We start from the raw sequence: 26,668 nt of genomic DNA, 5'->3' as shown, positions 1-26,668 counted from the left end.
AATTATGGCTGAAAAAAATAATCTTAATATCGAAGACTTGCTGCGCTTTACGGTTAAGCATAAGGCGTCAGATTTACATATTTCAGCGGGTATGCCGGCAATGATACGTGTCGATGGTGAAATGACCCGTATCAATATGCCAGAGATGACCCATCAGGTCGTGCATCAGCTTATTTATGACATCATGAATGATAAGCAACGTGCCGACTTTGAAGAGTTTTTCGAAACGGATTTTTCTTTTGAAATTCCTAATCTAGCACGTTTTCGTGTCAATGCTTTTAATCAAAACCGCGGTGCAGGTGCTGTATTTCGTACCATTCCTTCCAAAGTATTAACGATGGAAGACTTAGGTATGGGCGATGTCTTTAGACGCGTTTCAGACTTTAAGCGTGGTGTGGTATTGGTCACGGGCCCAACAGGCTCAGGTAAGTCAACAACACTTGCGGCGATGATTGACTATATTAACGAAAGCCGTAAAGAGCATATTTTAACTATCGAAGACCCGATTGAATTTGTGCATCAGTCTAAAAAAAGCTTGATCAATCAACGTGAAGTACACCGTGATACTTTGGGTTTTGAGCCAGCATTGCGCTCTGCCCTACGTGAAGATCCTGATGTTATCTTGGTAGGTGAGCTACGTGACCTTGAGACTATCCGCTTAGCGTTGACAGCAGCAGAAACTGGCCACTTAGTATTCGGCACCTTGCATACCAGCTCAGCGGCTAAAACGATTGACCGTGTCATCGATGTATTCCCAGCTGCTGAAAAAGACATGATCCGCGCGATGCTGTCAGAATCATTGCAAGCTGTTATTTCACAGACCCTGTTACGGCGTCAAGCAGGTGGACGTATAGCCGCTCATGAAATCATGATAGGCACCCCTGCTATCCGTAACTTGATACGTGAGAACAAAATCGCCCAAATGTATTCTGCCATCCAAACAGGTGCAGGCGATGGCATGATTACCCTTGATCAGACGTTAAAGAACTTGGTAAGTAAAGGAACCATTAGTAAGGATGTTGCACGTCCTTACGCCAAGCAACCTGAGGCATTTTTGTAGTACTGATAGATAGTATTGACAGATACCACTAAAAATAACAAACAACTTATGGTCTCTGTTTCTACTTTATTACTTTTTACTGACGTATTTAAAATATGATTTTAATCGACTTACATCCGGTGCAGGTGCGATATGGATATTGATAAACTATTACAATTAATGATCAGCAAAAATGGCTCTGACCTTTTTATTACTGCTGACGTAGCGCCTTCCATGAAAGTGAATGGAAAAATCTTACCTGTCGGTAGAACCCCTTTGAGTGCTGAGCAAACCATGAGATTGGTCAAAGGTGTAATGACGCCAAGCCAGCAAAAAGAGTTTGAAGAAACCAACGAGTGTCAATTTGCGATCTCTGATGAAGCACAGCAAGCTCGCTTTCGAGTCAGTGCATTTGTACAGCGTGATATGGCAGGAATGATTTTACGAAAAATTGAAAATAACATTCCAACGGTCGAAGAATTACGCTTACCGCCAGCTTTAAAAGAATTGGCCATGAAAAAACGCGGTATTGTTCTATTAGTTGGCGCAACGGGTACAGGTAAATCTACTACCCTTGCTGCAATGATAGGACATCGCAATCAAAACTCTCATGGTCATATCATTACGATAGAAGACCCTATCGAGTTTGTTCATAAGCATCGCGGCTGTATTATTACCCAGCGTGAAGTTGGTATCGATACCCATTCATTTGAAGCGGGCCTAAAAAACACGCTACGCCAAGCACCCGATGTTATCTTAATCGGCGAGATTCGTAACCGTGAAGTCATGAGCTATGCTATCCAGTACGCAGAAACTGGACATCTAGTGTTTGCAACGTTGCACGCAAACAATGCTAACCAAGCAATTGATCGTATCATTCACTTCTTTGAAACCAATCGCCATAATCAATTGTTTATGGATTTGTCGTTGAACCTACAAGCTATTATCGCACAGCAACTTATCCCCACGCCTGACGGTAAAGGACGACGCGCTGCTATTGAGATTTTGCTAAATTCGCAGCTGATTAGTGACTATATCCGTAAAGGAGAAGTCCATGAAATCAAAGATGTGATGACACGCTCACGAGACAGTGGTATGCAAACCTTTGATCAGGCACTTTTTGATTTGTATGAACAAGGAGAGATAACGTATAAAGAAGCGATTCTACATGCTGACTCTCCTAATGATCTACGCCTCAAAATCAAGCTCAGTAGCAAAAACGGTAAAGCTAATTTAGATGAAGGTGCTGATAGTTTATCGTTAGATGTTAGCTAAATTATTGCGCTTTCTACGCATAATAGACATATATAAAGAAGCCCTCGTTATTTATAACGAGGGCTTCTTTTATTGTTCGATATCGTAGTAGTACTGATAGAAATAAGCGTTTCTACTTATACTCTAGATAATTACTTCGCGCTATCTCTACAGGCTTGATCCGCACAAATGCCGTATAGCACAAGAGAATGCCCAGACAGTTTAAAGCCATGTTTCTCTGCTACTTTCAGCTGCTCTTCTTCGATGACTTCATTATGAAACTCTATAATCTTGCCACACACATCACAAACTAGGTGATCGTGATGCTCTTCTTGGGTAATCTCAAATACAGATAGATTGTTTTCGAAGTTATGACGCTCAACAATACCTGCTTGTTCAAACTGTGTTAGGACACGATAGACAGTGGCAAGACCTACATCTTCACCTTGCTCGATAAGCGCCTTATACACTTCTTCTGCACTCATATGATGCAGCTCTGCGCTTTCTAATAGCTCTAAAATTTTGATACGAGGTAACGTGACCTTGAGTCCTGCTCTACGTAAATCTTGATTGGTAAAAGAAGCCATAATATCCCTTTTGACTGTGACAGCCTTAACAAATAGAAAATATGAGATAAATAATCAACAAAGATTATTTTTATTTAATATAAAGTAAATGATCAATAATAAACTGATGAAACTTACGCAGACATCTCTCTTATTATTTTCTAAATATCGAGATGCAAGCCTATGAATTTAAAATATAATTAATCTAACTATTCAGATTGTGTTTGGTAAATAATGTCGTAAGTGGTAGGCAATTGCAAGTAAATGACGTATCATTTGTCCAAGATTGTCGGTCAGACTGGTACGACCTAACACTGGCCACACCTAATTCATTTCTTATGAGTCATCTTACCATGATAAAGACATTAAATTTCCGTCCGTTAAGCCACACAAGCGCATTACGTAAGATCGTTATCACCAGTATGCTTAGCGCTACTGTTGCTATGTCTGGCTGCTCATTATTGAGTGTTTATAAGATTGATTTGCCACAAGGCACAGCGATTACGCAAACCCAAGCTCAAAAGCTAAAAGTGGGTATGAATCAAAACCAAGTTCTTTATACTCTTGGCAGCCCTGCGATTCGAGATACTCTTGAACCTAAACGCTGGGATTATATCTATGACTACAAGGCAGGCACTGAAGGTAGCCGCAAAGGCATCGCAGATGTCAAAAATGCTAGCCAGCATTTAGTTGTTTACTTTGATAATACTGGTTTGGTCACGCGCATCGAAGGTATTGAGAGTCTGCCAGCATCATAGTCAGCGAAACCTATTAGCTTAGATAGTTAACGGTTTAGCTACGAGATTTATTTTTGCGCTGAGACATAGGATCAGCGCTTAAACTGCGATATACCTCGATACGATCAAAAGGCTGTAGCAAATAGCTTAATGGCTGTTTCTGTGCATAAATACCCACATGCCAACATTTCGCAGTTGGCGTGGTGATATCTATTACTTGCTCACACCACGCTGCCAGTTCTGCAAATTTCTCAAGCCATCCTGCTTGCGCCAACGCTTCATGCAAACTAGTACCTTGTCTAACCTGCAAAGCTAGGTAATGCTGGCGCTGCTCATCTTCAGCATACGCCAGATATACGGTCATTAGATTGGCTTGTGTAGACTGTGGCACACTGCTATCACGACCTCCGACCGTTAGCTCAACCACTGCATCACCCAACCTACCAATGCTAGTAGCAATGCTAATGGTACGACTAAACGTATCGCAACTCGCCACAAGTTATAAACTGCTTCATTGCTAAAATTTAGTGATTTACGTAAATGACTGATTTTCATCTGCCAACCCGCAAATACTGATAATAATAGTACAGCAATGCTACTAATAATGACCAAGATGCCAACTAACCATGCTGTTGGTATCGCAACCACTAATAGTAACGCTACAGCAAAAGTGATTATCAAACTAACCATTAATCCAAATTTGTGTATTAACTGTTGCGTGCTGTAATGAAGCAAGTAACTGGCTACAAATAACACCCCGCCCCAATATAACAGTTGTCCAATTGGCGGTAGCGACATACCGCTAGTAAATAAAGCCACTACTCCTATCAAAAGTTGCAATACCCAAATCGGTAACACTAACTTGGTTGCACGGTACTCACGAGTAGCAACTCTGTTTTTTGCTTGCTGATTGTTGGCTTCTACCGCTGTGACTGTCTGCTTGCTCACTAGGTTTTGACCGAACCAGTATAATCCTGTACCCGCACCGACACTCACTAATGCTAACGCGACTGCGCGTGCCCATTCCGTCAAACTGACATCAGTCATGGCAAAACCAGCATTTGGCACACCGTTTGCGAACCCTAGCAGCAACCCTATTACCATCAATCCTAAACCAATAGGTAATGGCGCAATACCCAGCAAGCTTAAAAGTACCGCGATGACCATCAGGCCTGCAGCAACTGCGAAGCTAGGTACATCGGGTACGCTATTTAGCTCAGTTAATGCAGACAATATACCCGTACTTGCGCCAGATATAACCAATGCTGCAATCACTATAGAAACCAACGCTGCTAACCAACCAAAGCTGCGCCAGATCGGACTGACATCTGCTTCACGAGTGAGCTTTTGCATACCCGCTAGAGGGCCTTCGACACTGCGATAGGCCAATGCTATCTCAGCGTAAACAACTGGCAGCGCAACCAATACCATGGCTAGTAGCCATAGTAACCAAAAATCAATCTCACCAATTGATGCAGGTGCAAACCAACGAAATAGCAATAACGGTAGTAACGCCGCGATAAAATAAGAAGCATAACGGATCATCATAATCTCAATCCAAACGATCTAATTAATACCATTCACAAAAACTGGGTTAGCAAACAAAACACGTGCAAGTACTACGCATAGTAGACCGAATATGTTTGACAAGGCTAATCATATTTTGAAAATTGGTATAAAGTGAATAACGATAACTTATAATTATACAGAGCAACGATAAGCTGCTGTAAATGAATTCAGCTAAATACTGTCTTAATATAAGGGACAAACAGTTATAAAAAAACCCCGAAATCGGGGTTTAGTCATTCAGATATAATCAATATGCGATTCAGTACTCAATGGCCTTCTATGCAAAGCAAAGCATGTATCAGATATTGAATCAGTGCGACTCAATTAGTGAATAGCACTTACATAATCTGACAAGATACGAATGTCACGATCTGATAGTTTCGATGCAACCGTTTGCATCATACCCATCTCGCCTTCTTTGGCTGCATCATTGACTCGTTTTTGATCATCGCTATCGATATCATCAACACGTCCAGCGGCACGGAATAGTTTTAGCTGAGTAGCAATATACTGAGCATGCTGTCCGCCTAGCTTTGGAAATGCAGCCCAAGTATTACCTGCAGCATCTGGACCATGACAGCCGGCACAGCCAATGACACCGCGCGACTTATCACCGCCCAAGAATAGCTTAGTCGCTTCTTGGTTGGTTGCAGGATTGCCGTAGCCAACGCCCCAAGGCGCTTGACTGGCATAGTAACCTGCTACGTTGGCTAAGTCTTGCTGAGATAGATTAGCAACTTGTGACTGCATGATACCGTTTTTACGATAACCTGCTTTAAAGTTGACTAGCTGTTTATATAGGTACTTTACGTTTTGGCCGCCAAGGTTTGGCTGTGCAGGAACAATGCTGACGCCATTAAGACCATGACAAGCGGCACAAACGGTTTCTGCAACTTTTTGACCTGCATTGACGTCATATTCAGGAACAATAATAGCAGCTTGTACGCTGAAACTTGCAACGCATAAGCTGGCAGCAGCGATTAACTTTTTCATTGATACAAATCCTACTAGCTCGGCGTAAGCATTATTTAGAGTGATTGCACTGGTAAGATACCTGATATAGCCGCCTCTTTAATCATGAGAATGGCGTATATTTTGAGGTCTTGGACACAAGCAGTCTGAAAGTACTTACTAACATCAGGGTTTATTTTCGATTATTATAGCAAGACTTTGTATCATTTGCCTACTTAATCATAGTATCCATCAGTTTTCTGGCAACAGAATATACAATATGACGCAAAAACAAAAAGCGCAGATAGGTTGTTAACCCAGCGCTTTATTTTATATATTCAAATTATATTTATGAGTCAATTACTTGCTCATATATTCGATAAGTTTACGATAATCGTCATCACTACATTTGTCGCAAAGACCACCTGCTGGCATTTGCGGCATCCCACCTTTGACAGACTTGATAAGCGTCGGCATACTTTTTTGTTTAATCAGCTGTTGCCATTTCGCACTATCACCTTTTTTGATGGCATTCAACGCCCCACTATCGTGACAGGCTGCACATGAGTTATTATAGGTAGTGGCGATATCCGCCGCACCTGCGCTGCTAATCATAATGCCACTTAATAATAGTGCAGTACTGCTAGCCGTTATAGCGCGATAACTCGTGCTAAGAAGTTTACTGATTGAAAACATAGAGCACCTCCTCGTGATATTTCACGTGTCTCATCAATCGTTCTATTAAACGTCTCTCGTTAAACATTGTAACAATATATGTCATATAAACATAGAGAATTTGAATATGGCTTTGTTAAAGCTGAGAACTTGTCTTAATGACTGGCCAACTTTAATGTTATCCTACTATTTATATGATGCTAATCGCAGTTATTTCAATAAGTAAGACACGGAATAGTATAGAATAGCCAGTAATATTAAATAGCTACTTTTATGATTTGCACATAACTGTATTGATAAAGAACATACTTTTAACTTGATTTACCTATCGCTTGACCAATTACTTGACCGCACCGATGACTTGAATCATCAGCTGACTAAAATTTTATAATCGCATCCAATTTTTTAAGATTAATGAGCCATTTATGAGTACCCCGTTTAACGATGTCGCCGCTGAACATGCTTTGTTCAATACCAAATCTCGTCAGAAAATTCAACAAACTGAGTTTATGATGTCAGCACCTACCTTTCGTCTCTGTCCGCCTGATATGGGATTGGAAGTCGCTTTTGCAGGTCGCTCAAACGCTGGCAAATCATCAGCCATCAACGCCTTAACCAATCAGCGTCAATTGGCTCGCTCGTCTAAGACACCTGGACGCACGCAGATGATTAACTTTTTTAGTATCGGTGATACTGACAGACGTTTGGTCGATTTGCCTGGTTACGGCTATGCAGCTGTTCCGCTAGAGATGAAAAAAGAATGGCAGGTTGAGCTAGAAGAATACTTGGTATCACGCTCAAGCCTTGCAGGTCTGGTATTGATGACAGATATTCGTCATCCGCTTAAGTTTTTTGATGAGCAAATGCTGCACTGGGCAAACGATGGTGAGCTACCAGTACATATTCTGCTGACCAAAGCAGATAAACTGAAGTACGGTGCTTCTAAAAACGCCCTCCTTGAGACTCGTAAACGCCTGAAAAAACTGGGCTTAAACTGTACCATTCAGTTGTTTTCGGCTCTCAGAAAAGAAGGTCTCGATGAGTTGGCTGGAATAATGGGCAACTGGTATGAGTATCAGCTTGATGCAGACAAAATCATTGAGTCTTCTTTTGCGTTACTAGAAGGGGCTGAGTTAGAAGACGCTATTGAAAAGGAAAGCGGTGAAAAAGAGAGCGTTGATAAAGAAAACAAATAAACATCGTTGTCTTTAATAAAAAGGGTTTATCGCTATTACGATAAACCCTTTTTTATTGTCTGTTTATTCACTCATTATTATCATCGGTGTGCTATTAGAATAACGAGAATTATAAAAGTAGCTCTACCCGCATAGCAAATCCACTAGCGCTTGTGGAGTATCAACCTGATAGGTTGGATTTTGCTCAGCAAGCTCTACACTCGTTGCCGTACCATAGTTCACCGCTATACTGGTCATGCCTAATGCTGTTGCCATCTGAATGTCATAGATACTGTCGCCGATAAACACAGCATCAGAAACCTGCTGCTGCGTATAATCCAAGATATCGGTCAACATTTGCGGATCAGGTTTTGAGCCTGACTCATCAGCACAACGCGTAATTGCAAAATAATCATGGCTATCTGAGGCATCTAATACACGATCTAGCCCTTTTCTTTTTTTACCAGTTGCTACGGCGAGCGTTTTGCCCTGCTGCTGCAAAGTTTGCAACATATGCTCTATCGGTTCAAATAGCGGCGTACTATGACTATTGGCAATATAGTACTCTGCATAGGTTTGCTGAATCTCACGCAACTGCGCATCGTTTGCCTGCGGATATAAAATCTTAATGCCATTCATTAAACTCAGACCAATGATGTCTTTTACAGCTTTATCAGTCGTCTTAAACCCGTGTGTTTCCCCAGCCACATGCATAGAATCAACAATCAGGCCGATTGAATCCATTAACGTGCCGTCCCAATCAAAAATAATCAACGTCTTATCAGACAGATTGTGTTCTGCTGATGGTTGAGCATTTATAATGCGTTCTGAAATTGTAGCTGGTTTGGTCATGAATTTACCTTAATGAATAACAATAATAAATAGCAGATACTAAAACGTCACGGCGGCTTATTCGTAAAAATAAGATATCGTGACGTTTAAGAAAATACAAAAATAGTTTGGCTTAAGAATTAATTTTGAAAAACTATTCAGGCAACTTCGTTGTTTCTGGTAACCAATCTGCCATATCGTCTGGCAATGGCGCAGTAATGGTCTTGTAGCCTGGAATATCTAAGCGCCATGCATGTAGACACAAACGATGGACACCTGATTTATCATGAACGTTATATTTGTCATCACCCAAGATAGCATGACCGATATGTGCCAAATGCACACGGATTTGATGAGTGCGACCCGTCAATGGCTTGGCTTCAATTAAGCTTACTGGCTGACTATTAATCATAAAGCGATCATGGATAATGATATCAGTCTGACTTTCTTTCGCTTGTGGGTCTTGGCTATCTACTTTCACTCGGCGCTCACCACTAGCAAGTGTATAACGTAGCAACGGCGCATTGATACGCTGCTCATTAAGCGCAGGTTGTCCTTTGGCAAGACATAGATAGTGCTTTTGAATGGTCTTGTCTACCAAATGCTGCTGCAACACTTTGAGCGTTGAGCGTTTTTTGGAAATCATCAGTAGCCCTGATGTGTCTTTATCAATGCGATGGATTAGCTCTAGGTATTTTTTACCCGTCACTTCACGCATGGCTTCGATAACCCCAAAGTCCAAGCCGCTACCGCCATGCACAGCGATACCAGAAGGTTTATTTAGCACTAGCAAACCGTCATCTTCATAGACCACGCGCGCCAGCAAGCTTTTGGCGAACTCGGTACTAATAATTGGTTTCTCGCGCGTTGCTAGCTCTACAGGGGCGATACGTACCACATCTTCACGCTGCACTCTATCGTGTGCTTTGCAGCGCTTATTATTGACGCGTATCTCATCTGAGCGAATCATTTTGTAGATATGTGATTTTGGCAAACCTTTTAAACGGTTTAACAAGAAATTATCCAAACGCTGGTCGTGTTGATGGCGCGTTACTTCGAGGTAGTTCACCTTACCGAAGTTGCTAATCTCATCGTCAGCGCTTTGTGGGCGTGTTTTGCTATTAAAAATAGCAGGGGCTTCATGGGTAGTAGCGTCGTCAGTCATTTTTGAGTTTGTCATTTTTAGTTAGGTATTTACACAAAGATTTGCTATAGTTTAGCATGTTGAGCGACAATTAAGCAGAGGCGACAGCAATAATCATTGTTGTTACAAATAGTTGACCACCATTTTATTGCTTGTCAGCTTTCTACTACTTGCCAGTAAAGAGGTTGACACTATTTATCCTGCTGACCTGACACGTTTCATCTGATTTTAGGGCGCGTTATTTATTTAGAGGTATTACTTACCAAATATAGCCCTACAAATTAAAAATACTGTACTGAATGTTATTCGGTACCATAAAATAAATAGTGACACTAAATACCATCGCGTTAATCACTCTGATAATAAATCAGCTTATTAACCGATTACAACACAACACTGACTCACTAATTGCATGACAACGACCGTACTCGATAACCAATCATTATTTAATGACTATTTATCTGATGGCTCTTTATGCCAGCATAGTTGAGCAAGTATGGGTAGTTTAGCGTTAGGATCGAAAAGTATATCGATAGCTGCCTAAGTATTGGTGGTCAAACAGATGACGATAACAATGTAAATACGATACCATGCTGACAAGCTGGTCCATTACTCTGTTTGCCAAGTACGCCCCGCTGATTACAAAAGCTGCGACACCTAACCTTGAGACACCCAAGATATTATTGACGTTATACAAAGAACGATAAACAAAGAGTAACCAATTGCTTCGCCTGAATAAACAACCGCTGAATGACGCCACTATATAGTAGCAATCATGGCCGCGATATTATTGTTAGACTTTGATGGATGAATGGCAACAGCACCACGCCTTTTTAATATCAGTATTTTTTAGAGATGTAACTGACCCTCGCCCACGCTTACAACGTGCGCTGAAATCACTACCAATAGAACGTACTGAGAATAAGAGCGCTTTGACTCGCTGACCCAATCATATATGTACCAAGTTTACTGATGATAAAATATGAGTACCGTAGCCTTACACCCTATATTACTGATATTAACATGAGCACTGCTCATTACTTCAGGTAAAAAAGAAGCTGTTTATAAAGCCCATGTGCTTTATAAACCCACGATTTACGTTCTACCGTTAATGAACATCTACACACGCTAATCACAATATTAGCCACACTTGCCACTATGTCCTAAAGACTGTCTTATCATTGTCATGCGTACTCATAGGATACAAATATGAAACGCATTTTGATCAACGCCACTCAAAACGAAGAGATTCGTGTCGCCTTATGTAAAGGCAATCATCTGTACGATTTCGACCTAGAAAACCGTACTCGTGAGCAAAAAAAATCTAACATCTATAAAGGTCATGTGACCCGTGTTGAGCCATCGCTCGAAGCAGTATTCGTTGAATACGGTTCTCAGCGCCAAGGTTTTTTACCAATCCGTGAAATCTCTGCTGAATACCTAAGCGGCAACCCACGCGACGAAAACATCAAAAAACTGATCAAAGAAGGTGACGAGCTAATCGTCCAAGTCGAAAAAGAAGAGCGTGGTAATAAAGGCGCTGCCCTGTCGACGTATGTGTCATTAGCAGGTCGCTACCTAGTATTAATGCCAAACAACCCTCGCGGTGGTGGTATCTCACGTCAAATCTCGGGCAAACTGCGTGAAGATATGAAGCGTATGCTGAGCAACCTTGATTTACCAAAAGGCATGAGTGTCATCATTCGTACTGCTGGTATTGGTAAGACTCAGGAAGATTTACAGCACGATCTAAACCACTTGCTCAATATTTGGCAAGCCATTCAAGAACAAAACCAAAAATACCCATCACCGCGCTTGGTTCACCAAGAAGCGGGCGTTGTCACACGTGCTGTTCGTGATTATCTACGTGATGATATCGCTGAGATTTGGATTGATAACGAAAACGCTTACATTGAAGCGGCTGGGTTTATCGATGCGGTAATGCCAAAACAAGCCGAAAAGCTACGCAAATATACTGACTATGAGCCGATGTTTTCGCGCTTCAATATCGAAAAACAAATCGAAACCGCTTATCAGCGTGAAGTTCGTCTGCCATCAGGTGGTTCAATCGTTATTGACCAAACAGAAGCACTAGTCTCTATCGACATTAACTCAGCTAAGTCAACCAAAGGCTCAGATGTCGCTGAGACGGCTTATCATACCAACTTAGAAGCAGCTGACGAGATTGCTCGTCAGCTTCGTTTGCGTGATATGGGTGGTTTGATCGTTATTGATTTCATTGACATGAATGACAATAAGCACCAAAAAGAAGTAGAAAAACGTCTAATCGACGCGACCAAATATGATCGTGCGCGCGTTCAGTTTGGTGATATCTCTAAGTTTGGTTTGATGGAAATGAGCCGTCAGCGTCTACGTCCTTCATTAGAGGAGTCAACAGGCTATATCTGCCCACGTTGTCATGGCAACGGTATGATTCGTGACTTGCGCTCATTGTCGCTATCTATCATGCGTCAAATTGAGCAAATCGCCCTTAAAGAACGTCAAGGTGAAGTACAAGCAGAAGTCCCGACAGACATCGCGGCATTCTTATTAAATGAAAAGCGCGACAGCTTGGTTTATCTTGAGCAAGACAGTGGCACGCGTATCACTATTTTGCCACACGCGCATTTAGAATCACCAAACTTCAAGCTGCACTTCAACCGTGATGGCTTTGCACCATCGAGCTATGAACGTATCACTGATACTCAGCAGCAAGAGCACAGTGACCTTGGCTACAACGTTGACTGGCAAACTGCTGAAAAAGAGCGTCCTGAACAGCAGCCTACTCGCCAGCCTCGTAAAACTGCAGATGATAAGCAGAGCCGCTTAAACACACAGCAGGCCGCAGCTACGCAAGCACAGAACGATACGGTAAATCATAGCAATGATCGTCGTAATCATAAAAACACCAACGATGTGTCGCCTGCACATGCACCGCAAGCTAATAAAACCGCTAGTGTTGCCGCTCCAGTAGCGCCGCAGACACAGAGTGTCGAAGCTACTGCTCAACCAAAAGCCGTCGCATGGTTATCAAACCTATTTGCTCAAGCACCGCAAGCCACTACGACGCCTAGTGTCAGTAGCCGAGATGCCGCTGAAGCAATCGAAGCACTAGTAAACACGGGCGCGCAAAGCTTAGGCTCGTTTGGTCAAGTTGATAGCAATGCATTGAATAGTGCAGCTGCAACTAGTGAGCAGCCAACTCAGCAAAGCAACAGTCAGAAAAACGAAAGCCAACAGTCAGATAATAACGCTAACCGTCAACAGGCGCGTCGTAATGACAGCGATACTGACGACAGCAGCAATGAAGACAGAAGAAGACGTAAGCCGCGTAAGTCTAGATCTTCTAAGCCGCGTCAAAGAAAAGAGACAACTGACGAGGCTACTGGCAACGTAAACAGTAGTTCAGAAAGTGCTGGCTCAAACAATACTGATGACAAATCGTCTGATACTCAAGACCAAAGACAGCAAGACAAGCGTCAGAATGATAACAGACGCACGAACGATCGCAATCGTAATAACCGCCAAGATGGCAATCAACAGAGCAACAATCGTAACGCAAGCGAGCGCAGTGATGCTGATAACGAAAACAGCTCTAAAGCAGATGAGCAAACTCGTACTAAGCGTAAATCGCATAGCCAACGCGGTTCACGCGGTAAGCTAGAGCGCGGTGAGACATTAACGGCTGACAGCGTTAAGCACAGCAAGCAGCAGAACGCTAGAAACAACGATGCTGCCAATAGCAAAAACCAACATAGTGCACGTCGCAATCAAGACCCTAACGAGGTCGTGCTACAGGTCAATGAAGCGCCAACTGAGCTAAAAGCGCCTGAAGTGGTTCATCTATCTTTAGATGATAGCAAATCCACACAAGCTAAAACTCAGCCTAGCGAGCAGCGAAGTGCGACGACAAATAACGTAGCAAAAAATGAGTTTTCAAACGAAACAGCTGCTCAAAAACCTACTGATAAGCATAGTAGCAATAAGCAGAACACTGATAACCAAAACACCAGTGCTCCGAATGCTAACAAGAAAAGCGATAACGAAAAAAGTACGGTGGAAGCAAATGCCAATCAGGTAAATGACGATAAGCGTGCAACTACTGAACAAGCTAAGGTGCAAAACGATACTCCTAAGCATGAGCAGGCTGCTGAAGAGAAAAAAGCACCTGTAGCTGTAGAGGCACCATCGACCTCTACGAGTAACACCGAAAGTAAAGCGGAAGTTCCAACGTCAGTAACTGCTGACGTAGAGGAAGCTAAAGAAACTCAGACTCCAAAACAGCAGGAAACCAAAACTGCTGAACATATGAGTAAGAGTGATGAAGCTCAAAATACTCAGGCTGATAGTAATAATGCAAGCACAAGTAATGTGAGTAACTCAGCACTTGAGCTAACCCATGAAGCACTATTTGGCACACGTTATGTGACTGCTGAGAAATTTGGGCAAGCGAGTAACGATCCTCGTGTAGTACTTGCTCAGCAAGCCACTCAAGCGGACAAGCCAGCTGCCACTAATGTGCCAGCAATACGCGGCACGGTTGGTGAGTTTATTCGTGCCACGCTACCAGAGGCGCAAACGCGCTTAGCAGAAGAAGGCATTATCAACTGCTTTATCGCGACTATTGCGTTGCATAATGAGCAATCTCAGAGTACTGATAATAGCTCTGATGCTGCTAGCAAGAGCTTTGACTTTAGCAACTATGGCTATCAACCATTGGCTGCCGACTACCTCGCACGCTTTGAAGTGATGACTCAAGCTGTGAGTCAATTCGCAGCAGCACAAGGTAAGACAGACGTTGAGCCACGTGCTATCACTAAGCGTGCTAGCAACGATCCGCGCGGACAGCACCCTGATTATCAGGAACCCGCTGTATTGAGTGTACCTGCTGAACAAGTAAGTGACGCGGAACCAGCTATCACTGAGCAAACTAATAGTGAAGTCGATGCGCATCACGTTGAAGCAACTGCCCTAGCCAATCAGACACAGACAGAAAACGTCAGTGTTGATAGTGAGCACTTGCTAGAAGCCGAGCGTGCTCAGTCAGAGGCTAAGGATGTAGAAGTCGAAACCTCTACAGAGCAAACTGTCAATGAGGTAGAAGATGCTGCAGAAAACATAGCTGCAGAGACTGAGCAGACGATTGAATCGGTAGTAGTAGAAGCTACTAAAGAGGCTAGCAAAGATGATAGTCAAGCAGCTAAGTCTAAGACGACCATAGCCAGCTATAAAAACATGATCGAAAATGTGGCTGAGCAATTGCTACCACAGACCGGTATGTTTAATTTGACTACGCCAAAAGTACCAAAGGCGCGCAGTCGTAAGCCTAAGACGGAGCACAAAAAGCCGACGCAGGCTGAAAAGCTCGCATCTGATGATGCAGACAGCGACAGCTAGTCATATAAGCTCAAACGTAAAAGCCCCAAAGCTATTCGTAGCTTTGGGGCTTTTTATCTTAATACAGTCAAACTTACTTGCTAATTCAAACGAGAGACAATAAAAAGCAAATAAGCTTAATGTGCAGAAGACGCTGTGTCATCTTTACCACGGATTTTACCAATAGTAGTAACAATAGCTACCACAATAGCGCCAACAATCAGTCCGACCAATCCATTTAACAATGACGCGGTTAACCCTTCAAATACCCCAGTAAGATGGGCAATGTCTTCTACACTGTGATGCAAAAAGCTGATACCGTGAACGATAATACCGCCGCCCACCAAGAACATCGCAATCGTGCCTGCTATGGACAAAAACTTCATAAGCTTTGGCGCAGCTGCAAGCATAAACTCGCCAAACTTGCGCTTACTATCACCTGCTTGTGAGTTTTCAATCAAATGCAGACCCGCATCATCAATCTTTACGATGCCTGCAACTAAGCCGTAAATACCGACAGTCACGACAGCAGCCACTATCGAAAGTACGATGCCTTTTTGGACGATATCGCCACCAGCTGCTGTAATTGCGCCTAAAGAGATAACAATAATCTCAGCTGACAAGATAAAGTCTGTACGTATCGCACCTTTGATTTTGTCTTTTTCAAACGCGACCAAATCTACCGACTCATCTGCGTTGGCTTTTAAACGGGCATTTTGTTCTTCATCATGAGGCAACAATTTCGGCCAAAACTTGTGAATGACCTTCTCAGCCCCTTCATAACTCAGGTATAACCCTCCGATCATCAATAGCGGAGTAATCAACCACGGTATAAAATAACTGATTAATAGCGCCGCTGGTACTAAAATCACTTTGTTCACGGCAGAGCCTTTGGCTACTGCCCAAATGACGGGGAGCTCACGATTTGGCTTAACCCCTGTGACCTGCTCGGCGTTGAGTGCTAAATCATCACCAACTAAGCCCGCAGTTTTTTTGGCGGCAACTTTGGTCATGACGCTCACATCATCCATTAAGACGCTGATGTCATCGAGTAAGGTTAATAAACTGGCACCTGCCATGTGTGCTCCTTAAAGCAAATTTGTTAAAGTAAGTCGTTCTCAAATGGTTTATACAACGCATTTTATATAGATTTTTATAGAAACAATGCGATTAGCCCTAGATTACAAGTTCAAGCAACTATGTTAAATAGCACAAATGTATCTTATTTTTTGAATTTATGTTGATAGCTATTCTCTAAAGTTGGCTTTACTGATACTTCTTGGCAGCCTTCCCTTTGCTATTATTTGGCGTAAATATGGTAATATGAAGGATGTTATTACCTATCTTTTATTATCAATAAGTTATAAAAACTTCTTCAATGTTAGACCTTTAAAACACTGCCAAGACACATTACTATATAGAAAAGTTTATAGCGTTTTTTATAACGAACTCATGATTAGGCGCGACGCCTATAGGAAACCCGTATGCCGTTCCCCACTGTCAAAAATACCACCTTGCGTAATGCCCTTTCTCGTACCGTTCTATCTCGTTTTATGATAAGTGCGCTGTTAGTTGGTATTGCTGCTGGCTGCTCAAACAATGCTGCTGATGCAACCAGCAATACCAGTGTTGTAAACGCTGCACAGACAAATGCCACTGCTACTAAGCCTTCAGCTGGTAATGATGCAACCGTGGTGAAAGCGTTACAGGCGAACCTAAAAAGCTCTGGTATCGAGGAAACTATCGTTTCAGCTGTACCGACAGATATGGATGGTATTTATTGGGTGACCGCTGAAGGTCTACCTTCTTTCTTTACTGATAAAGCTGGCAAGCATATTATTCAAGGTCAGATCATTGCTGTGGGTGATGCCGCTCCGGTTGATATCAGTGCTGCATTGGTTGCTACGACAGCACAAGAAGCGCTAAAAGCCGTCGATGAAAAAGACATGGTGATTTATCCAGCAAAAGGTGAAACTAAAGCCGTTATTTATGCTTTTACCGATGCAGACTGTGGCTACTGTCGCAAACTACATTCAGAAATGGATGATATTAATGCGCGCGGTATCGAGGTTCGTTATTTGGCATGGCCACGCAGTCAAGAGTCTGTACCAAAGATGGAAGCGATCTGGTGTAGTCAGGATCGTAAAGCTGCGATGGATCAAGCAAAAATCGGTGCCAATGTACAAGGCCCTAGCTGTGCTAACCCCGTGCAAGAACATATGGCTCTAGGCTCAAGACTTGGTGTGCGCGGTACGCCTGCGGTGTTTACCGAAACGGGACAACAAGTAGGTGGCTACTTGCCTGCAGCAGAATTGGCACAAGCAGTAGGTGCTAACTAATCATATGAGTCACTCATATTAGAGTGACTCATATCAACAACTAATATTGGCAATCAAGCATAAATGACATATACATATGCCAAACAAGATTGAAGCTACCGCTTTTTTATAATCGTCAGCTGATATAACCTTGATGGTGTTGTTCTTATAACATTGGCTTTTATGGTATTAGCCTTTAGAACAGTGGCCTTTATGACATGAGCTTTTATAGCATTGTATAGACGTCACAATGCCTTGTCGGTATGATACGATAAAGCGCGATGCAAAATGAGCAACACCCTTTTTATTTGAGCTTTTTTTATTCAACTATGATGAAGTAGATAGGCAGACAGCACTAGACAATGCGCGCAGACGTTATGTTTGATGTTGCAGACTCATTTGACACTGTCACCGCTTATACTGACTTCATTATATTTAACCTCTTGAGGATACTGTGAGTAATTCCATCAAACTAGCGATACTTGGTCTGGGCACCGTCGGAACGGGCGTCATCAATCTGATCAATGACAATTTAAATGAGCTAAAACGCCGTAGCGGACGCGACATTATTATTACCGAAGTCGGTACACGTCGTCAGCGTGATGATATTGATACCAATATCATGCAAAACAGCGATCTGATGGCAATTGCCGCAAGCGACAACGTCGATATTGTTATCGAAGTGATTGGTGGTACCACCTTAGCCAAAGACGTCATTATGCAGGCCATCAAAAACGGCAAGCATGTGGTCACGGCAAACAAGGCTCTACTCGCTGAACACGGTAATGAGATTTTTGCCTTCGCTGAAGAAAACAATGTACACGTTGCTTATGAAGCAGCGGTAGCAGGCGGTATTCCAATTATTAAGGTAATGCGTGAAGCACTGGCCGCCAACAAAATCGACTGGCTCGCGGGTATCATCAACGGTACTGGTAACTTTATCATGACCGAAATGCGTGATAAGGGCCGTCCTTTTACCGACGTATTGAGCGAAGCACAAGAGTTAGGTTACGCAGAAGCAGATCCTACTTTTGATGTCGAAGGTATTGATGCCGCTCATAAATTGGCGCTACTCGCCTCTATCGCTTTTGGTATCCCGCTACAGTTTGATAAAGTTTACTGTGAAGGTATTACTGGTATTACCCTGCAAGACGTGAACTATGCCGAAGAACTTGGCTACCGTATCAAGCATTTAGGGTTTGCAGTACGCCGCGATAGTGAAAACGATGGTGACGCAGGGGTCGAACTACGAGTACACCCGACACTTATTCCACAAGATGCGCTATTGGCGAACGTCAATGGTGTAAAAAACGCAGTATTGGTCAACTCACATCCACTTGGTCAGACGCTCTATTGCGGCGATGGTGCTGGTGCTGGTGCAACTGCTTCTGCAGTGATGGCCGATGTCATGGATTTGGTTCGTGTACTGGGTAGTAAAGACCGCGACGATCAGAGCAACACTGGACATCATGTCCCGCATTTAGCATTTATCCCTGAGCAGCTATCAGACACACCTATATTGCGTGCTGATCAGATGGTAACTGGCTATTATTTGCGTGTGCATGCTTATGATAGCCCAGGCGTACTGGCAGATATCACGCGCATCCTAAGTGATGCCGGTATCAATATTGATGCAATCTTGCAAAAGCCTGCGCATAAAGTAGGTCAAGTGCCGGTGATTATTCTGACGCTACCCGTGGTTGAGAGTCAGATGAATCTTGCTATCGAAAAAATTGAAAAGTTAGAGACCATTACTGATAAAGTGGTACGCATACGACTAGATGAGCTAGCATAAACCACATACTGAAGAAGACAGATGCTTATAATATAAGCAAAAGCTAGCCAATCGGCATCTGATTTCTTGGTAGATACTTAATCAAAACGCACAACAAGGAATAATAACGATGTCAAATGATGCAATTGTAATCCTAAACGGCGCACGTACACCAATGGGTGGCTTTCAAGGCGCACTAAAAGACATGAGTGCTACCGAGCTGGGCGCCGCCGCTATCAAAGCTGCTGTCGAACGTTCAGGCGTTAGCGCTGACAGTGTTGATGAAGTCATTATGGGTTGTATCTTGACGGCAGGACTGGGTCAAGGCCCTGCTCGTCAAGCCATGCGCAAAGCAGGTCTACCAGATGCAACTGGTGCTGTCACAATCAATAAACTTTGTGGTTCAGGCCTAAAAGCAGTCATGCAAGCGCATGACGGTATCAAAGCGGGCAGCTTCAACGTTGCTGTTGCAGGTGGCATGGAATCAATGACCAATGCACCGTATATCATGCCAGGTTCACGTGGCGGCTATCGTATGGGTCACAAAGAAGTCAAAGACCATATGTTCTTAGATGGCCTAGAAGATGCTGATACTGGTAAGCTAATGGGTATGTTTGCTCAAGAAATGGCTGATGAAAAAGGCTATACACGTAAGCAGATGGATGAGTTTGCTATTGAGTCATTGAACCGTGCGCTGACTGCTATCAAAGACAACCATTTTAAAGATGAGATCGAGCCTGTTACGTTTGCAACGCGCAAAGGCGAGCAAACTGTTGATACCGATGAGCAACCTGCCCTTGCTAATGCTGATCGCATTCCTACTTTACGTCCAGCATTTGCTAAAGACGGTACGATTACTGCTGCAAACGCTAGCTCAATCTCAGACGGTGCTGCAGCCGTCGTAGTAATGAAAGAGTCACAAGCGAAAGCTGAAGGCCTTGATTATCAAGCTCGCATTGTTGCTACTGCCTCAAACTCACGTCACCCAAGCGAGTTCACCATTGCGCCAATCGGTGCCATTGAAAAAGTACTATCAAGTGCTGGTTGGTCAGTAGATGATGTAGATCTATGGGAAATCAATGAAGCCTTTGCGATGGTTACTATGGCTGCAATGGACGAGCTGAAACTTGATCATGCCAAAGTAAATATCGAAGGCGGTGCATGTGCCCTTGGTCATCCAGTAGGCTGTTCAGGTGCTCGTATTTTGATTACGCTTATCAACTCTCTAAAGCGCACTGGCGGCAAAAAAGGCGTCGCAACGCTATGTATCGGTGGTGGTGAAGCGGTAGCCGTAGCTATTGAACTTGCTTAAATAAAGTAGGTTTAGCTGACTTAAAGTAAGTTAGCTAAATAATACTTAGATAATTATTGTTTATTGATAAACCGCATTGCTAATGATAATGCGGTTTTTTTGTGTCTGTTTTCTTTCGATGAATGTCGAATATTACTCTGTGTAAAGACTCGTTAACTTCTACCCCCTCCTATGTTATGCCACTTACAGCCTATTACACGCAATTACTGCAAGCGCACACTTTGCTACCTTGCTTATATATCTCATCAAAAATCACGGTGTTAGGATAGCTACAAGTTGATAGGGAAGCTATTCATTTGGCTTACCATCAACTGTAATAAATATGGTTTTACTAAAAACTAATAACAACATCAACCATTACACTATAAAAAATAAACTCGCAAAAAAGGAATATAACAATGAGTCAACTAATCCGTTTAAAAGATATCCAAGCTACTCATCAAGATTTGATTGGTGATGACTATTATGACCCAACGAACAAAACTGCTTACGGTATTAACGAAGAAAAAATCGGTAAGATCGAAGGTGCTTTAGTAGAAGATACCACTGGTCGTATTCGTTACTTAATCGTAGACGCAGGCGGCTGGTTTAGCTCAAAAGAAGTACTGGTACCAGCAGGTTTAGCCCGTATCGTTGGTGATGATGTCTTCTTTGATAGCTTGACCAAAACACAAGTAGAAGCCATGGAAGTATACGATCACAATTATCAATACAGCTATAAAGAGCAGTACGAAAGAGATCGTCAAGCATTTACTGCTGATACACTCCCTGTAGAAGATCGCGTCGATATTGCAGACCACTCTTATGATGCACCAAATACGCTAGAGCTATTAGAAGAGCGTCTAACGGTAAATAAAGACCGTATCGTTGCTGGTCTAGTAAAAGTAGGTAAGCATGTCGTTACTGAAGAGCGCAATGTCGATGTAGATTTAGAAGAAGAACATGCCAATATCCAACGTACTAGCGTAGATCGTCCAACAGATCGTCGTATTGGTGATCTCGATGCTACTGAAACAGTTGAAGTTGAGCTACAGGCCGAACGTGCTCGTGTCAGCAAAGAAACCTATGTTTCTGAAGAAGTAAATGTTGGCAAGACGACCGATCATCACACTGAAACTGTGGTTGAGACCATTCAACGCGAAGAGCTAGATGTTGATGGTGACGGCAACGTGGTTGACCGTGAAGGTAACTTAGTAGACCGTGATGGTATCACAGCAGAAGATGTACGCCGTGCTCGTGGCATGTAATATGCTAATAAGTCATAGTTTAACGACGTAAATTTCCTATATCGTCAGTTAAATATGATAGTAATAATCAGCTAAACTCATATGTTTGGCCATTAAGATCAGAGCATGTCTCTGGTCTTTTTTGTATTCATAACATGAGCGAATGGTTTATAGTATTAAATGTAGCTAGTTAATATATGTAGTTGGCATATAACGTTTTAGATTGTTGAAAACTCATCATTTTATAATTATAAAGGAACAACAATGACTACTGAAAATGGAAGCAGCCTTTACCAAGATGACTTGGATAAAGAACAAAATATCTCAACGAAGCAGACGAATAATACCGTCAATGTTGGACACTTAGAGCTATTAGAAGAGCGTCCTGTAATTAACAAAGAACGCTTAGATGTGGGTAAAGTAACCGTCACCAAGCATTCACGTACTAAGACTGTTGAAGTGCCAATTGAGTTGGTAGAAGAATATATCACCATTCGTACTGAGTACCATGACGCAGAGAGCCAAGATTTACTCTCTGGTAACTATGATGACAAAGACATATTGCGCCACGTCGAGCCTTCTTTGGATAGCAAAGCTGTAGTGACCATTAATGGTAAACAAATAGAGATTGGCGATGAACCGATTGATATTGTGCTATCTCGCCAAGTGGCTACTATTACCAAAGACACCTACGCTATTCAAGATATCGAAATTAACAAAAGCACCCATGTACATACTGATAGCATTCAAGTAGAGCTCAAGCATGAAGAGTTAGATGTGACTGAAGAAGGTCTGTTGGCTCATGGTTCTGATACAACTCCGTTAAAATAAGCGCTGATAGTTTAGCCACTACGAAATTGTATGATTGATAAAGATTATTTCACAACATAAAAAAGCAACGCTATCTTAGCGTTGCTTTTTTAATGCCTATCACTTACTAAATATTGAAGACAAATTACGAAGCTTCATTACACTCGAATGTATTAACATTTGACTCATCTGCACCCGCAGTACGCATGACGCCAGTTTTACGAGCTTCGTGCCCTACACGCCACTGTGTGAAGCCTTGACCACCATCAATTGCGGTCGCCACTTCAAACACTTCAGGATTACTACCTTCATTGGTCTGGTTCAACGTTACTGTACCCATGTCGGTTGCGACAACAACTTGATTGGCATCTTCTTTATAAGTCGCCTCAACTTTTAGTTCAGGGGTACATAGATATGACATCTGCATCACGCCGCTGTTTACTGAAGCGGTGGTATCACCTTCTACTTCGTTAAGCGAAGCGTCTTCGGTATCGACGACGACATCACTAGGTTCAGCAGGCTCCGCTGACATTGGAACAGACTCTTCTGTATTAGCACCCTCTTCCATACCCGACTCTGGCTCTGCCTGTTGCTGACAAGCACTGACCGTCAAGGCGCCAGCCAACAAACTTGTTAAAACTACTGAGCTACGCACTTTTTTTAAGAATTCTACACTCATGACACTCTCCCAAATAAATATGTTAAACACTATAGCGTGTCCATAAATTCACGCCTATGCTGAATTTGTAAGTAATCAATACAAAGTGTTTGTTGGTCTTAGTCTAGCAAGTTTTAAGTTTGCATAAGTTATCTAACAGATATAAAAAAGCCCCTATCTACTTAAGATAAGGGCTTTTTCAGATAAAGGCTATCTTTAATAGCAGTTCAATACATAGCTATTAACTTACTACAACTAGATTTTACCATGACACTGCTTGTATTTAAGACCTGAGCCACAAGGACACGCTGCATTACGACTGATATTCATACCTGCATATGGGTTTGGTTCATTAGCATTACTACCGTTACCTGCTATAGCAGCACCAACGCCAGCTGCCGCAGCACCGCTGTTTAGACTACGGTTTTGTGGTTGCGGCTGAGCAGCTGAACCACTCGCATTGCTATCCAAGTTATCTACATCGTCATGCTCGAACTGCATTTGCATATGGGCAGCGTTCTCACGTTGCTGAATTTCTAATGCTTCCAGTTCTTCCTTGGTTGGGATATGTACACGTGACAAGTCTTGTACAGTCTCAGACTTAATCGCACCAAGCATCATTTGGAACAATTCAAACGACTCACGCTTGTATTCTTGCTCAGGGTTTTTCTGTGCATAACCACGTAAATGAATACCTTTACGTAGCTGATCCATCTGCGTTAAGTGCTCTTTCCAATGCTTATCTAGACTCTGTAGCATGAAATGACGCTCAAGCTGAGCGGCGTCTTTTTCACCCATCTGCTCACGGCGACTGTGATAACGATCTATCGCCGTTTGAACGATTTTCTCACGCAGCCCTTCTTCATCCAGACGGCGATCTTCATCTAACCAATCATTAATCGGCATCGAGATTTTGAACTCGTCTTCTAACTCGTCTTCTAAGCCGTCAATATTCCACTGGTCATCAATAGAGCCAGGTGGAATAAACTGATTGATCATCGCGTTATATACTTCATGATGCATCACTTCGATGGCTTCTAATAAGTCCATCTCTGCTAATAAATCATCACGCTGACCATAGATAACTTTACGCTGCTCATTGGCAACATCATCGTATTTCAGTAGGTTTTTACGAGCATCAAAATCGCGACTCTCAACTTTGCCTTGGGCGTTTTCGATCGATTTAGAAACCATTTTATGTTCGATGGCTTCATCTTCTTTGAGACCCATCGCACGCATCATATTGACCACACGATCGCCTGCGAAGATACGCATCAGATCATCTTCGAGCGATAGGAAAAAGCGTGACATACCAGGGTCACCTTGACGACCAGCACGACCACGTAGCTGGTTATCGATACGGCGTGACTCATGGCGCTCAGAGCCAATGATATGTAAACCACCAGCTGCTACGACTTGGTCATGTTTGACTTGCCATTGAGACTTTAAACGCTGCATCTCCTCTGGACTCACCGCATCGATATCTTCGATAAATGACTGCCAGTTACCACCAAGGATAATATCCGTACCACGGCCCGCCATGTTGGTGGCGATCGTGACTGACTTTGGACTGCCTGCCTGTGCAATAATTTCTGCTTCACGCTCATGCTGCTTGGCGTTTAGAACGTTATGCTTAACGCCTTCTTGGTCAAGCAAGTAAGACAATTCTTCACTGGCCTCAATCGTCGCGGTACCAACCAGTACTGGCGCGCCTTTGGCTTGAATTTCTTTAATTTCGCGAATGATGCCTTTGTATTTGCCTAACTTGGTTAAGAAAATCTGGTCATCCATATCGATACGAGCAATCGGCTCATGCGTTGGAATCACGATGACATCTAGATCGTAAGTAGATTTGAACTCGGCAGCTTCAGTATCAGCGGTACCCGTCATACCAGATAACTTGTCATATAGACGGAAGTAGTTCTGAAAGGTCGTGGTTGCAAGCGTTTGGTTCTCTGCTTGGATCTCAACGTTTTCTTTCGCCTCGACTGCTTGATGCAAGCCTTCTGACCAACGACGACCAGGCATGGTACGGCCTGTATTTTCATCAACGATGACCACTTCGCCTTCATCGACGATATAGTGAACGTTTTTGACAAATACGTGATGCGCACGGATGGCAGCTTGAACGTGAGCCAAAAGTGGCAAACGACTTGGGCTATATAAACTTTCGTTCTCACCAAGCTCGCCTACTTCGATTAAGAAGCGCTCGATTTTTTCATAGCCTTTTTCGCTGATCTCAATCTGGCGATTCTTTTCATCAATCCAGAAGTCTTCTTCTTCGTTATTCTTGTTTGCTTCTTCGTCTTTTGAACGAATCAACACAGGAATAATCGTATTAATCAACGCATACATGCGTGATGAATCTTCAGCTTGACCCGAAATAATAAGCGGCGTACGAGCCTCATCAATCAAGATCGAGTCAATTTCATCGATAATACAAAAGTTTAGCGGGCGCTGTTTTTTCTCAGCAAGACTAAAGACCATGTTATCGCGCAGATAATCGAAGCCGTATTCGTTATTGGTACCATAGGTAATATCGGCTTGATAAGCTTCGATTTTTTCTTGTGGCGGCTGCTGTGAGTAAATCACACCAACCGTCATACCCAAAAACCCAAACAACGGACGGTTTAGCTCAGCATCGCGTGCGGCCAAATAATCATTGACCGTGACCAGATGAACCCCTTTGCCGCTGATAGCGTTTAGGTACATGGCCAAGGTTCCCATTAGGGTTTTACCTTCACCAGTTTTCATCTCAGCGATTTTACCTTCGTGCAAGGTGATACCACCAATCAGCTGCACGTCATAGTGACGCATACCATTGACGCGTAATGATGCTTCGCGGCAGACAGCAAATGCCTCTGGCAATAATGCATCTAAGCTTTCGCCTTTTTGATGTCTGGCTTTGAATTCTTCAGTTTTTTGTTGTAGTTGCTCATCAGACAGGGCTTGTATTTCAGCCTCTCGTGCGTTGATCTTGCTGACCACTTTACGCATGCGTTTTAATTCGCGGTCATTTTTGGTGCCAACCACACTGCCTATAATCTTTGATAACATAATTTTTTGACCTATGGAATATTCGATAATTAGTGCGCATTAGCCAAAGCTTAGCTCTCTGCCTTGTCATCACCCGACTAAGTACTACCTAATTTAGTATCGCCCAATTAAGTGTGCCGTCATTATATATGGTTATGACGCTGATGGATACAAGGGCAGCGAGTAGATATTTGCCGCAGTAAAAACCTAGTAGGAC

At 42.8% G+C, this 26,668-nt stretch carries 20 protein-coding genes; 10 read left to right on the top strand and 10 right to left on the bottom strand.

Features of this window, described 5'->3' with window-relative positions:
• Window positions 1-4 precede the first annotated feature (4 nt).
• Together CXF61_RS12095 and CXF61_RS12090 are read left to right on the top strand one after the other, a co-directional pair.
• Window positions 5-1,060: a type IV pilus twitching motility protein PilT gene (locus tag CXF61_RS12095; protein WP_057758253.1), complete on the top strand. Its 1,056-nt coding sequence runs from the start codon at window positions 5-7 to the stop codon at window positions 1,058-1,060.
• A 132-nt stretch (window positions 1,061-1,192) separates the two neighbouring features.
• On the top strand, window positions 1,193-2,314 hold the full coding sequence (locus CXF61_RS12090; protein WP_165598362.1) for a PilT/PilU family type 4a pilus ATPase: 1,122 nt from the start codon (window positions 1,193-1,195) through the stop codon (window positions 2,312-2,314).
• Window positions 2,315-2,445: 131 nt separating this feature from the next.
• On the opposite strand, the gene fur is transcribed toward CXF61_RS12090, so the two are convergent.
• Window positions 2,446-2,880 carry a ferric iron uptake transcriptional regulator gene (gene fur, locus CXF61_RS12085; protein WP_057758249.1) on the bottom strand — a complete coding sequence of 145 codons (435 nt, stop codon included), beginning with the start codon at window positions 2,878-2,880 and terminating at the stop codon, window positions 2,446-2,448.
• A gap of 317 nt (window positions 2,881-3,197) precedes the next feature.
• Here fur and CXF61_RS12080 point away from each other — a divergent pair, with 317 nt between their 5' ends.
• On the top strand, window positions 3,198-3,617 hold the full coding sequence (locus CXF61_RS12080; protein ID WP_165598361.1) for an outer membrane protein assembly factor BamE: 420 nt from the start codon (window positions 3,198-3,200) through the stop codon (window positions 3,615-3,617).
• 34 nt (window positions 3,618-3,651) lie between these two features.
• Here the strand turns inward: CXF61_RS12080 and CXF61_RS12075 are convergent, their stop codons facing one another.
• From CXF61_RS12075 to CXF61_RS12060, 4 genes are all read right to left on the bottom strand, one after another.
• Entirely contained in the window at window positions 3,652-4,023 is a 372-nt protein-coding gene (locus tag CXF61_RS12075) for an RnfH family protein (RefSeq protein WP_227526684.1), read from the bottom strand.
• On the bottom strand, window positions 4,011-5,144 hold the full coding sequence (locus tag CXF61_RS12070) for a hypothetical protein (protein WP_165598360.1): 1,134 nt from the start codon (window positions 5,142-5,144) through the stop codon (window positions 4,011-4,013). Before CXF61_RS12070 ends, CXF61_RS12075 begins: the two co-directional genes overlap by 13 nt.
• 345 nt (window positions 5,145-5,489) lie before the next feature.
• Entirely contained in the window at window positions 5,490-6,158 is a 669-nt protein-coding gene (locus CXF61_RS12065; protein ID WP_101205531.1) for a c-type cytochrome, read from the bottom strand.
• 318 nt (window positions 6,159-6,476) lie between these two features.
• Complete coding sequence (locus tag CXF61_RS12060) at window positions 6,477-6,812, bottom strand: c-type cytochrome (RefSeq protein WP_165598359.1); 336 nt, start codon at window positions 6,810-6,812, stop codon at window positions 6,477-6,479.
• Between the two features lie 404 nt (window positions 6,813-7,216).
• On the opposite strand from CXF61_RS12060, the gene yihA reads away from it, so the two are divergent.
• Window positions 7,217-7,987: a ribosome biogenesis GTP-binding protein YihA/YsxC gene (gene yihA, locus CXF61_RS12055; protein WP_102078084.1), complete on the top strand. Its 771-nt coding sequence runs from the start codon at window positions 7,217-7,219 to the stop codon at window positions 7,985-7,987.
• Between the two features lie 123 nt (window positions 7,988-8,110).
• On the opposite strand, the gene CXF61_RS12050 is transcribed toward yihA, so the two are convergent.
• Together CXF61_RS12050 and CXF61_RS12045 are read right to left on the bottom strand one after the other, a co-directional pair.
• On the bottom strand, window positions 8,111-8,818 hold the full coding sequence (locus tag CXF61_RS12050) for an HAD family hydrolase (RefSeq protein WP_134292599.1): 708 nt from the start codon (window positions 8,816-8,818) through the stop codon (window positions 8,111-8,113).
• Between the two features lie 133 nt (window positions 8,819-8,951).
• A complete protein-coding gene (locus CXF61_RS12045; RefSeq protein WP_165598358.1) occupies window positions 8,952-9,962 on the bottom strand; it encodes an RluA family pseudouridine synthase in 1,011 nt (336 codons plus the stop codon).
• Window positions 9,963-11,150: 1,188 nt separating this feature from the next.
• Here CXF61_RS12045 and CXF61_RS12040 point away from each other — a divergent pair.
• Window positions 11,151-15,338, top strand: a complete 4,188-nt coding sequence (locus tag CXF61_RS12040) for an Rne/Rng family ribonuclease (RefSeq protein ID WP_165598357.1) — start codon at window positions 11,151-11,153, stop codon at window positions 15,336-15,338.
• 116 nt (window positions 15,339-15,454) lie between these two features.
• On the opposite strand, the gene CXF61_RS12035 is transcribed toward CXF61_RS12040, so the two are convergent.
• The gene (locus CXF61_RS12035; RefSeq protein ID WP_134292602.1) at window positions 15,455-16,396 is read right to left on the bottom strand and encodes a DUF808 domain-containing protein; all 942 of its coding nucleotides are present in this window, start codon (window positions 16,394-16,396) and stop codon (window positions 15,455-15,457) included.
• Between the two features lie 405 nt (window positions 16,397-16,801).
• On the opposite strand from CXF61_RS12035, the gene CXF61_RS12030 reads away from it, so the two are divergent.
• The 5 genes from CXF61_RS12030 to CXF61_RS12010 all read left to right on the top strand — a co-directional run bounded on the left by CXF61_RS12030 (window position 16,802) and on the right by CXF61_RS12010 (window position 22,778).
• The gene (locus tag CXF61_RS12030) at window positions 16,802-17,656 is read left to right on the top strand and encodes a DsbC family protein (protein ID WP_165598356.1); all 855 of its coding nucleotides are present in this window, start codon (window positions 16,802-16,804) and stop codon (window positions 17,654-17,656) included.
• Window positions 17,657-18,089: 433 nt separating this feature from the next.
• Complete coding sequence (locus CXF61_RS12025; RefSeq protein ID WP_165598355.1) at window positions 18,090-19,430, top strand: homoserine dehydrogenase; 1,341 nt, start codon at window positions 18,090-18,092, stop codon at window positions 19,428-19,430.
• A gap of 109 nt (window positions 19,431-19,539) precedes the next feature.
• Window positions 19,540-20,721, top strand: coding sequence for a thiolase family protein (locus tag CXF61_RS12020; protein WP_165598354.1), 1,182 nt, complete (start codon window positions 19,540-19,542; stop codon window positions 20,719-20,721).
• Window positions 20,722-21,119: 398 nt separating this feature from the next.
• Window positions 21,120-21,968, top strand: coding sequence for a DUF2382 domain-containing protein (locus tag CXF61_RS12015; protein ID WP_165598353.1), 849 nt, complete (start codon window positions 21,120-21,122; stop codon window positions 21,966-21,968).
• A 243-nt stretch (window positions 21,969-22,211) separates the two neighbouring features.
• Window positions 22,212-22,778: a YsnF/AvaK domain-containing protein gene (locus CXF61_RS12010; RefSeq protein ID WP_165598352.1), complete on the top strand. Its 567-nt coding sequence runs from the start codon at window positions 22,212-22,214 to the stop codon at window positions 22,776-22,778.
• A 124-nt stretch (window positions 22,779-22,902) separates the two neighbouring features.
• Here CXF61_RS12010 and CXF61_RS12005 read toward each other — a convergent pair whose 3' ends face one another.
• Window positions 22,903-23,436 (bottom strand): hypothetical protein, encoded by a 534-nt coding sequence (locus tag CXF61_RS12005; RefSeq protein WP_165598351.1) that lies wholly within the window; start codon window positions 23,434-23,436, stop codon window positions 22,903-22,905.
• 234 nt (window positions 23,437-23,670) lie between these two features.
• Window positions 23,671-26,472 (bottom strand): preprotein translocase subunit SecA, encoded by a 2,802-nt coding sequence (secA, locus tag CXF61_RS12000; protein ID WP_102078073.1) that lies wholly within the window; start codon window positions 26,470-26,472, stop codon window positions 23,671-23,673.
• Window positions 26,473-26,668 lie beyond the last annotated feature (196 nt).

This window comes from Psychrobacter sp. 4Dc (assembly GCF_002836715.1).
Classification (GTDB): domain Bacteria; phylum Pseudomonadota; class Gammaproteobacteria; order Pseudomonadales; family Moraxellaceae; genus Psychrobacter.
Note: the sequence above shows the minus strand (reverse complement) of the source record. Positions and strands in the feature narration are given on the sequence as shown.

What these genes read in the sequence shown, in the direction of transcription:
- CXF61_RS12060 (WP_165598359.1), bottom strand. Translation starts at nt 6,812, where the DNA reads ATGTTTTCAATCAGTAAACTTCTTAGCACGAGTTATCGCGCTATAACG.
- CXF61_RS12095 (WP_057758253.1), top strand. Translation starts at nt 5, where the DNA reads ATGGCTGAAAAAAATAATCTTAATATCGAAGACTTGCTGCGCTTTACG.
- yihA (WP_102078084.1), top strand. Translation starts at nt 7,217, where the DNA reads ATGAGTACCCCGTTTAACGATGTCGCCGCTGAACATGCTTTGTTCAAT.
- CXF61_RS12065 (WP_101205531.1), bottom strand. Translation starts at nt 6,158, where the DNA reads ATGAAAAAGTTAATCGCTGCTGCCAGCTTATGCGTTGCAAGTTTCAGC.
- CXF61_RS12030 (WP_165598356.1), top strand. Translation starts at nt 16,802, where the DNA reads ATGCCGTTCCCCACTGTCAAAAATACCACCTTGCGTAATGCCCTTTCT.
- secA (WP_102078073.1), bottom strand. Translation starts at nt 26,472, where the DNA reads ATGTTATCAAAGATTATAGGCAGTGTGGTTGGCACCAAAAATGACCGC.
- CXF61_RS12045 (WP_165598358.1), bottom strand. Translation starts at nt 9,962, where the DNA reads ATGACTGACGACGCTACTACCCATGAAGCCCCTGCTATTTTTAATAGC.
- CXF61_RS12090 (WP_165598362.1), top strand. Translation starts at nt 1,193, where the DNA reads ATGGATATTGATAAACTATTACAATTAATGATCAGCAAAAATGGCTCT.
- CXF61_RS12080 (WP_165598361.1), top strand. Translation starts at nt 3,198, where the DNA reads ATGAGTCATCTTACCATGATAAAGACATTAAATTTCCGTCCGTTAAGC.
- fur (WP_057758249.1), bottom strand. Translation starts at nt 2,880, where the DNA reads ATGGCTTCTTTTACCAATCAAGATTTACGTAGAGCAGGACTCAAGGTC.
- CXF61_RS12015 (WP_165598353.1), top strand. Translation starts at nt 21,120, where the DNA reads ATGAGTCAACTAATCCGTTTAAAAGATATCCAAGCTACTCATCAAGAT.
- CXF61_RS12050 (WP_134292599.1), bottom strand. Translation starts at nt 8,818, where the DNA reads ATGACCAAACCAGCTACAATTTCAGAACGCATTATAAATGCTCAACCA.
- CXF61_RS12040 (WP_165598357.1), top strand. Translation starts at nt 11,151, where the DNA reads ATGAAACGCATTTTGATCAACGCCACTCAAAACGAAGAGATTCGTGTC.
- CXF61_RS12020 (WP_165598354.1), top strand. Translation starts at nt 19,540, where the DNA reads ATGTCAAATGATGCAATTGTAATCCTAAACGGCGCACGTACACCAATG.
- CXF61_RS12070 (WP_165598360.1), bottom strand. Translation starts at nt 5,144, where the DNA reads ATGATGATCCGTTATGCTTCTTATTTTATCGCGGCGTTACTACCGTTA.
- CXF61_RS12005 (WP_165598351.1), bottom strand. Translation starts at nt 23,436, where the DNA reads ATGAGTGTAGAATTCTTAAAAAAAGTGCGTAGCTCAGTAGTTTTAACA.
- CXF61_RS12010 (WP_165598352.1), top strand. Translation starts at nt 22,212, where the DNA reads ATGACTACTGAAAATGGAAGCAGCCTTTACCAAGATGACTTGGATAAA.
- CXF61_RS12035 (WP_134292602.1), bottom strand. Translation starts at nt 16,396, where the DNA reads ATGGCAGGTGCCAGTTTATTAACCTTACTCGATGACATCAGCGTCTTA.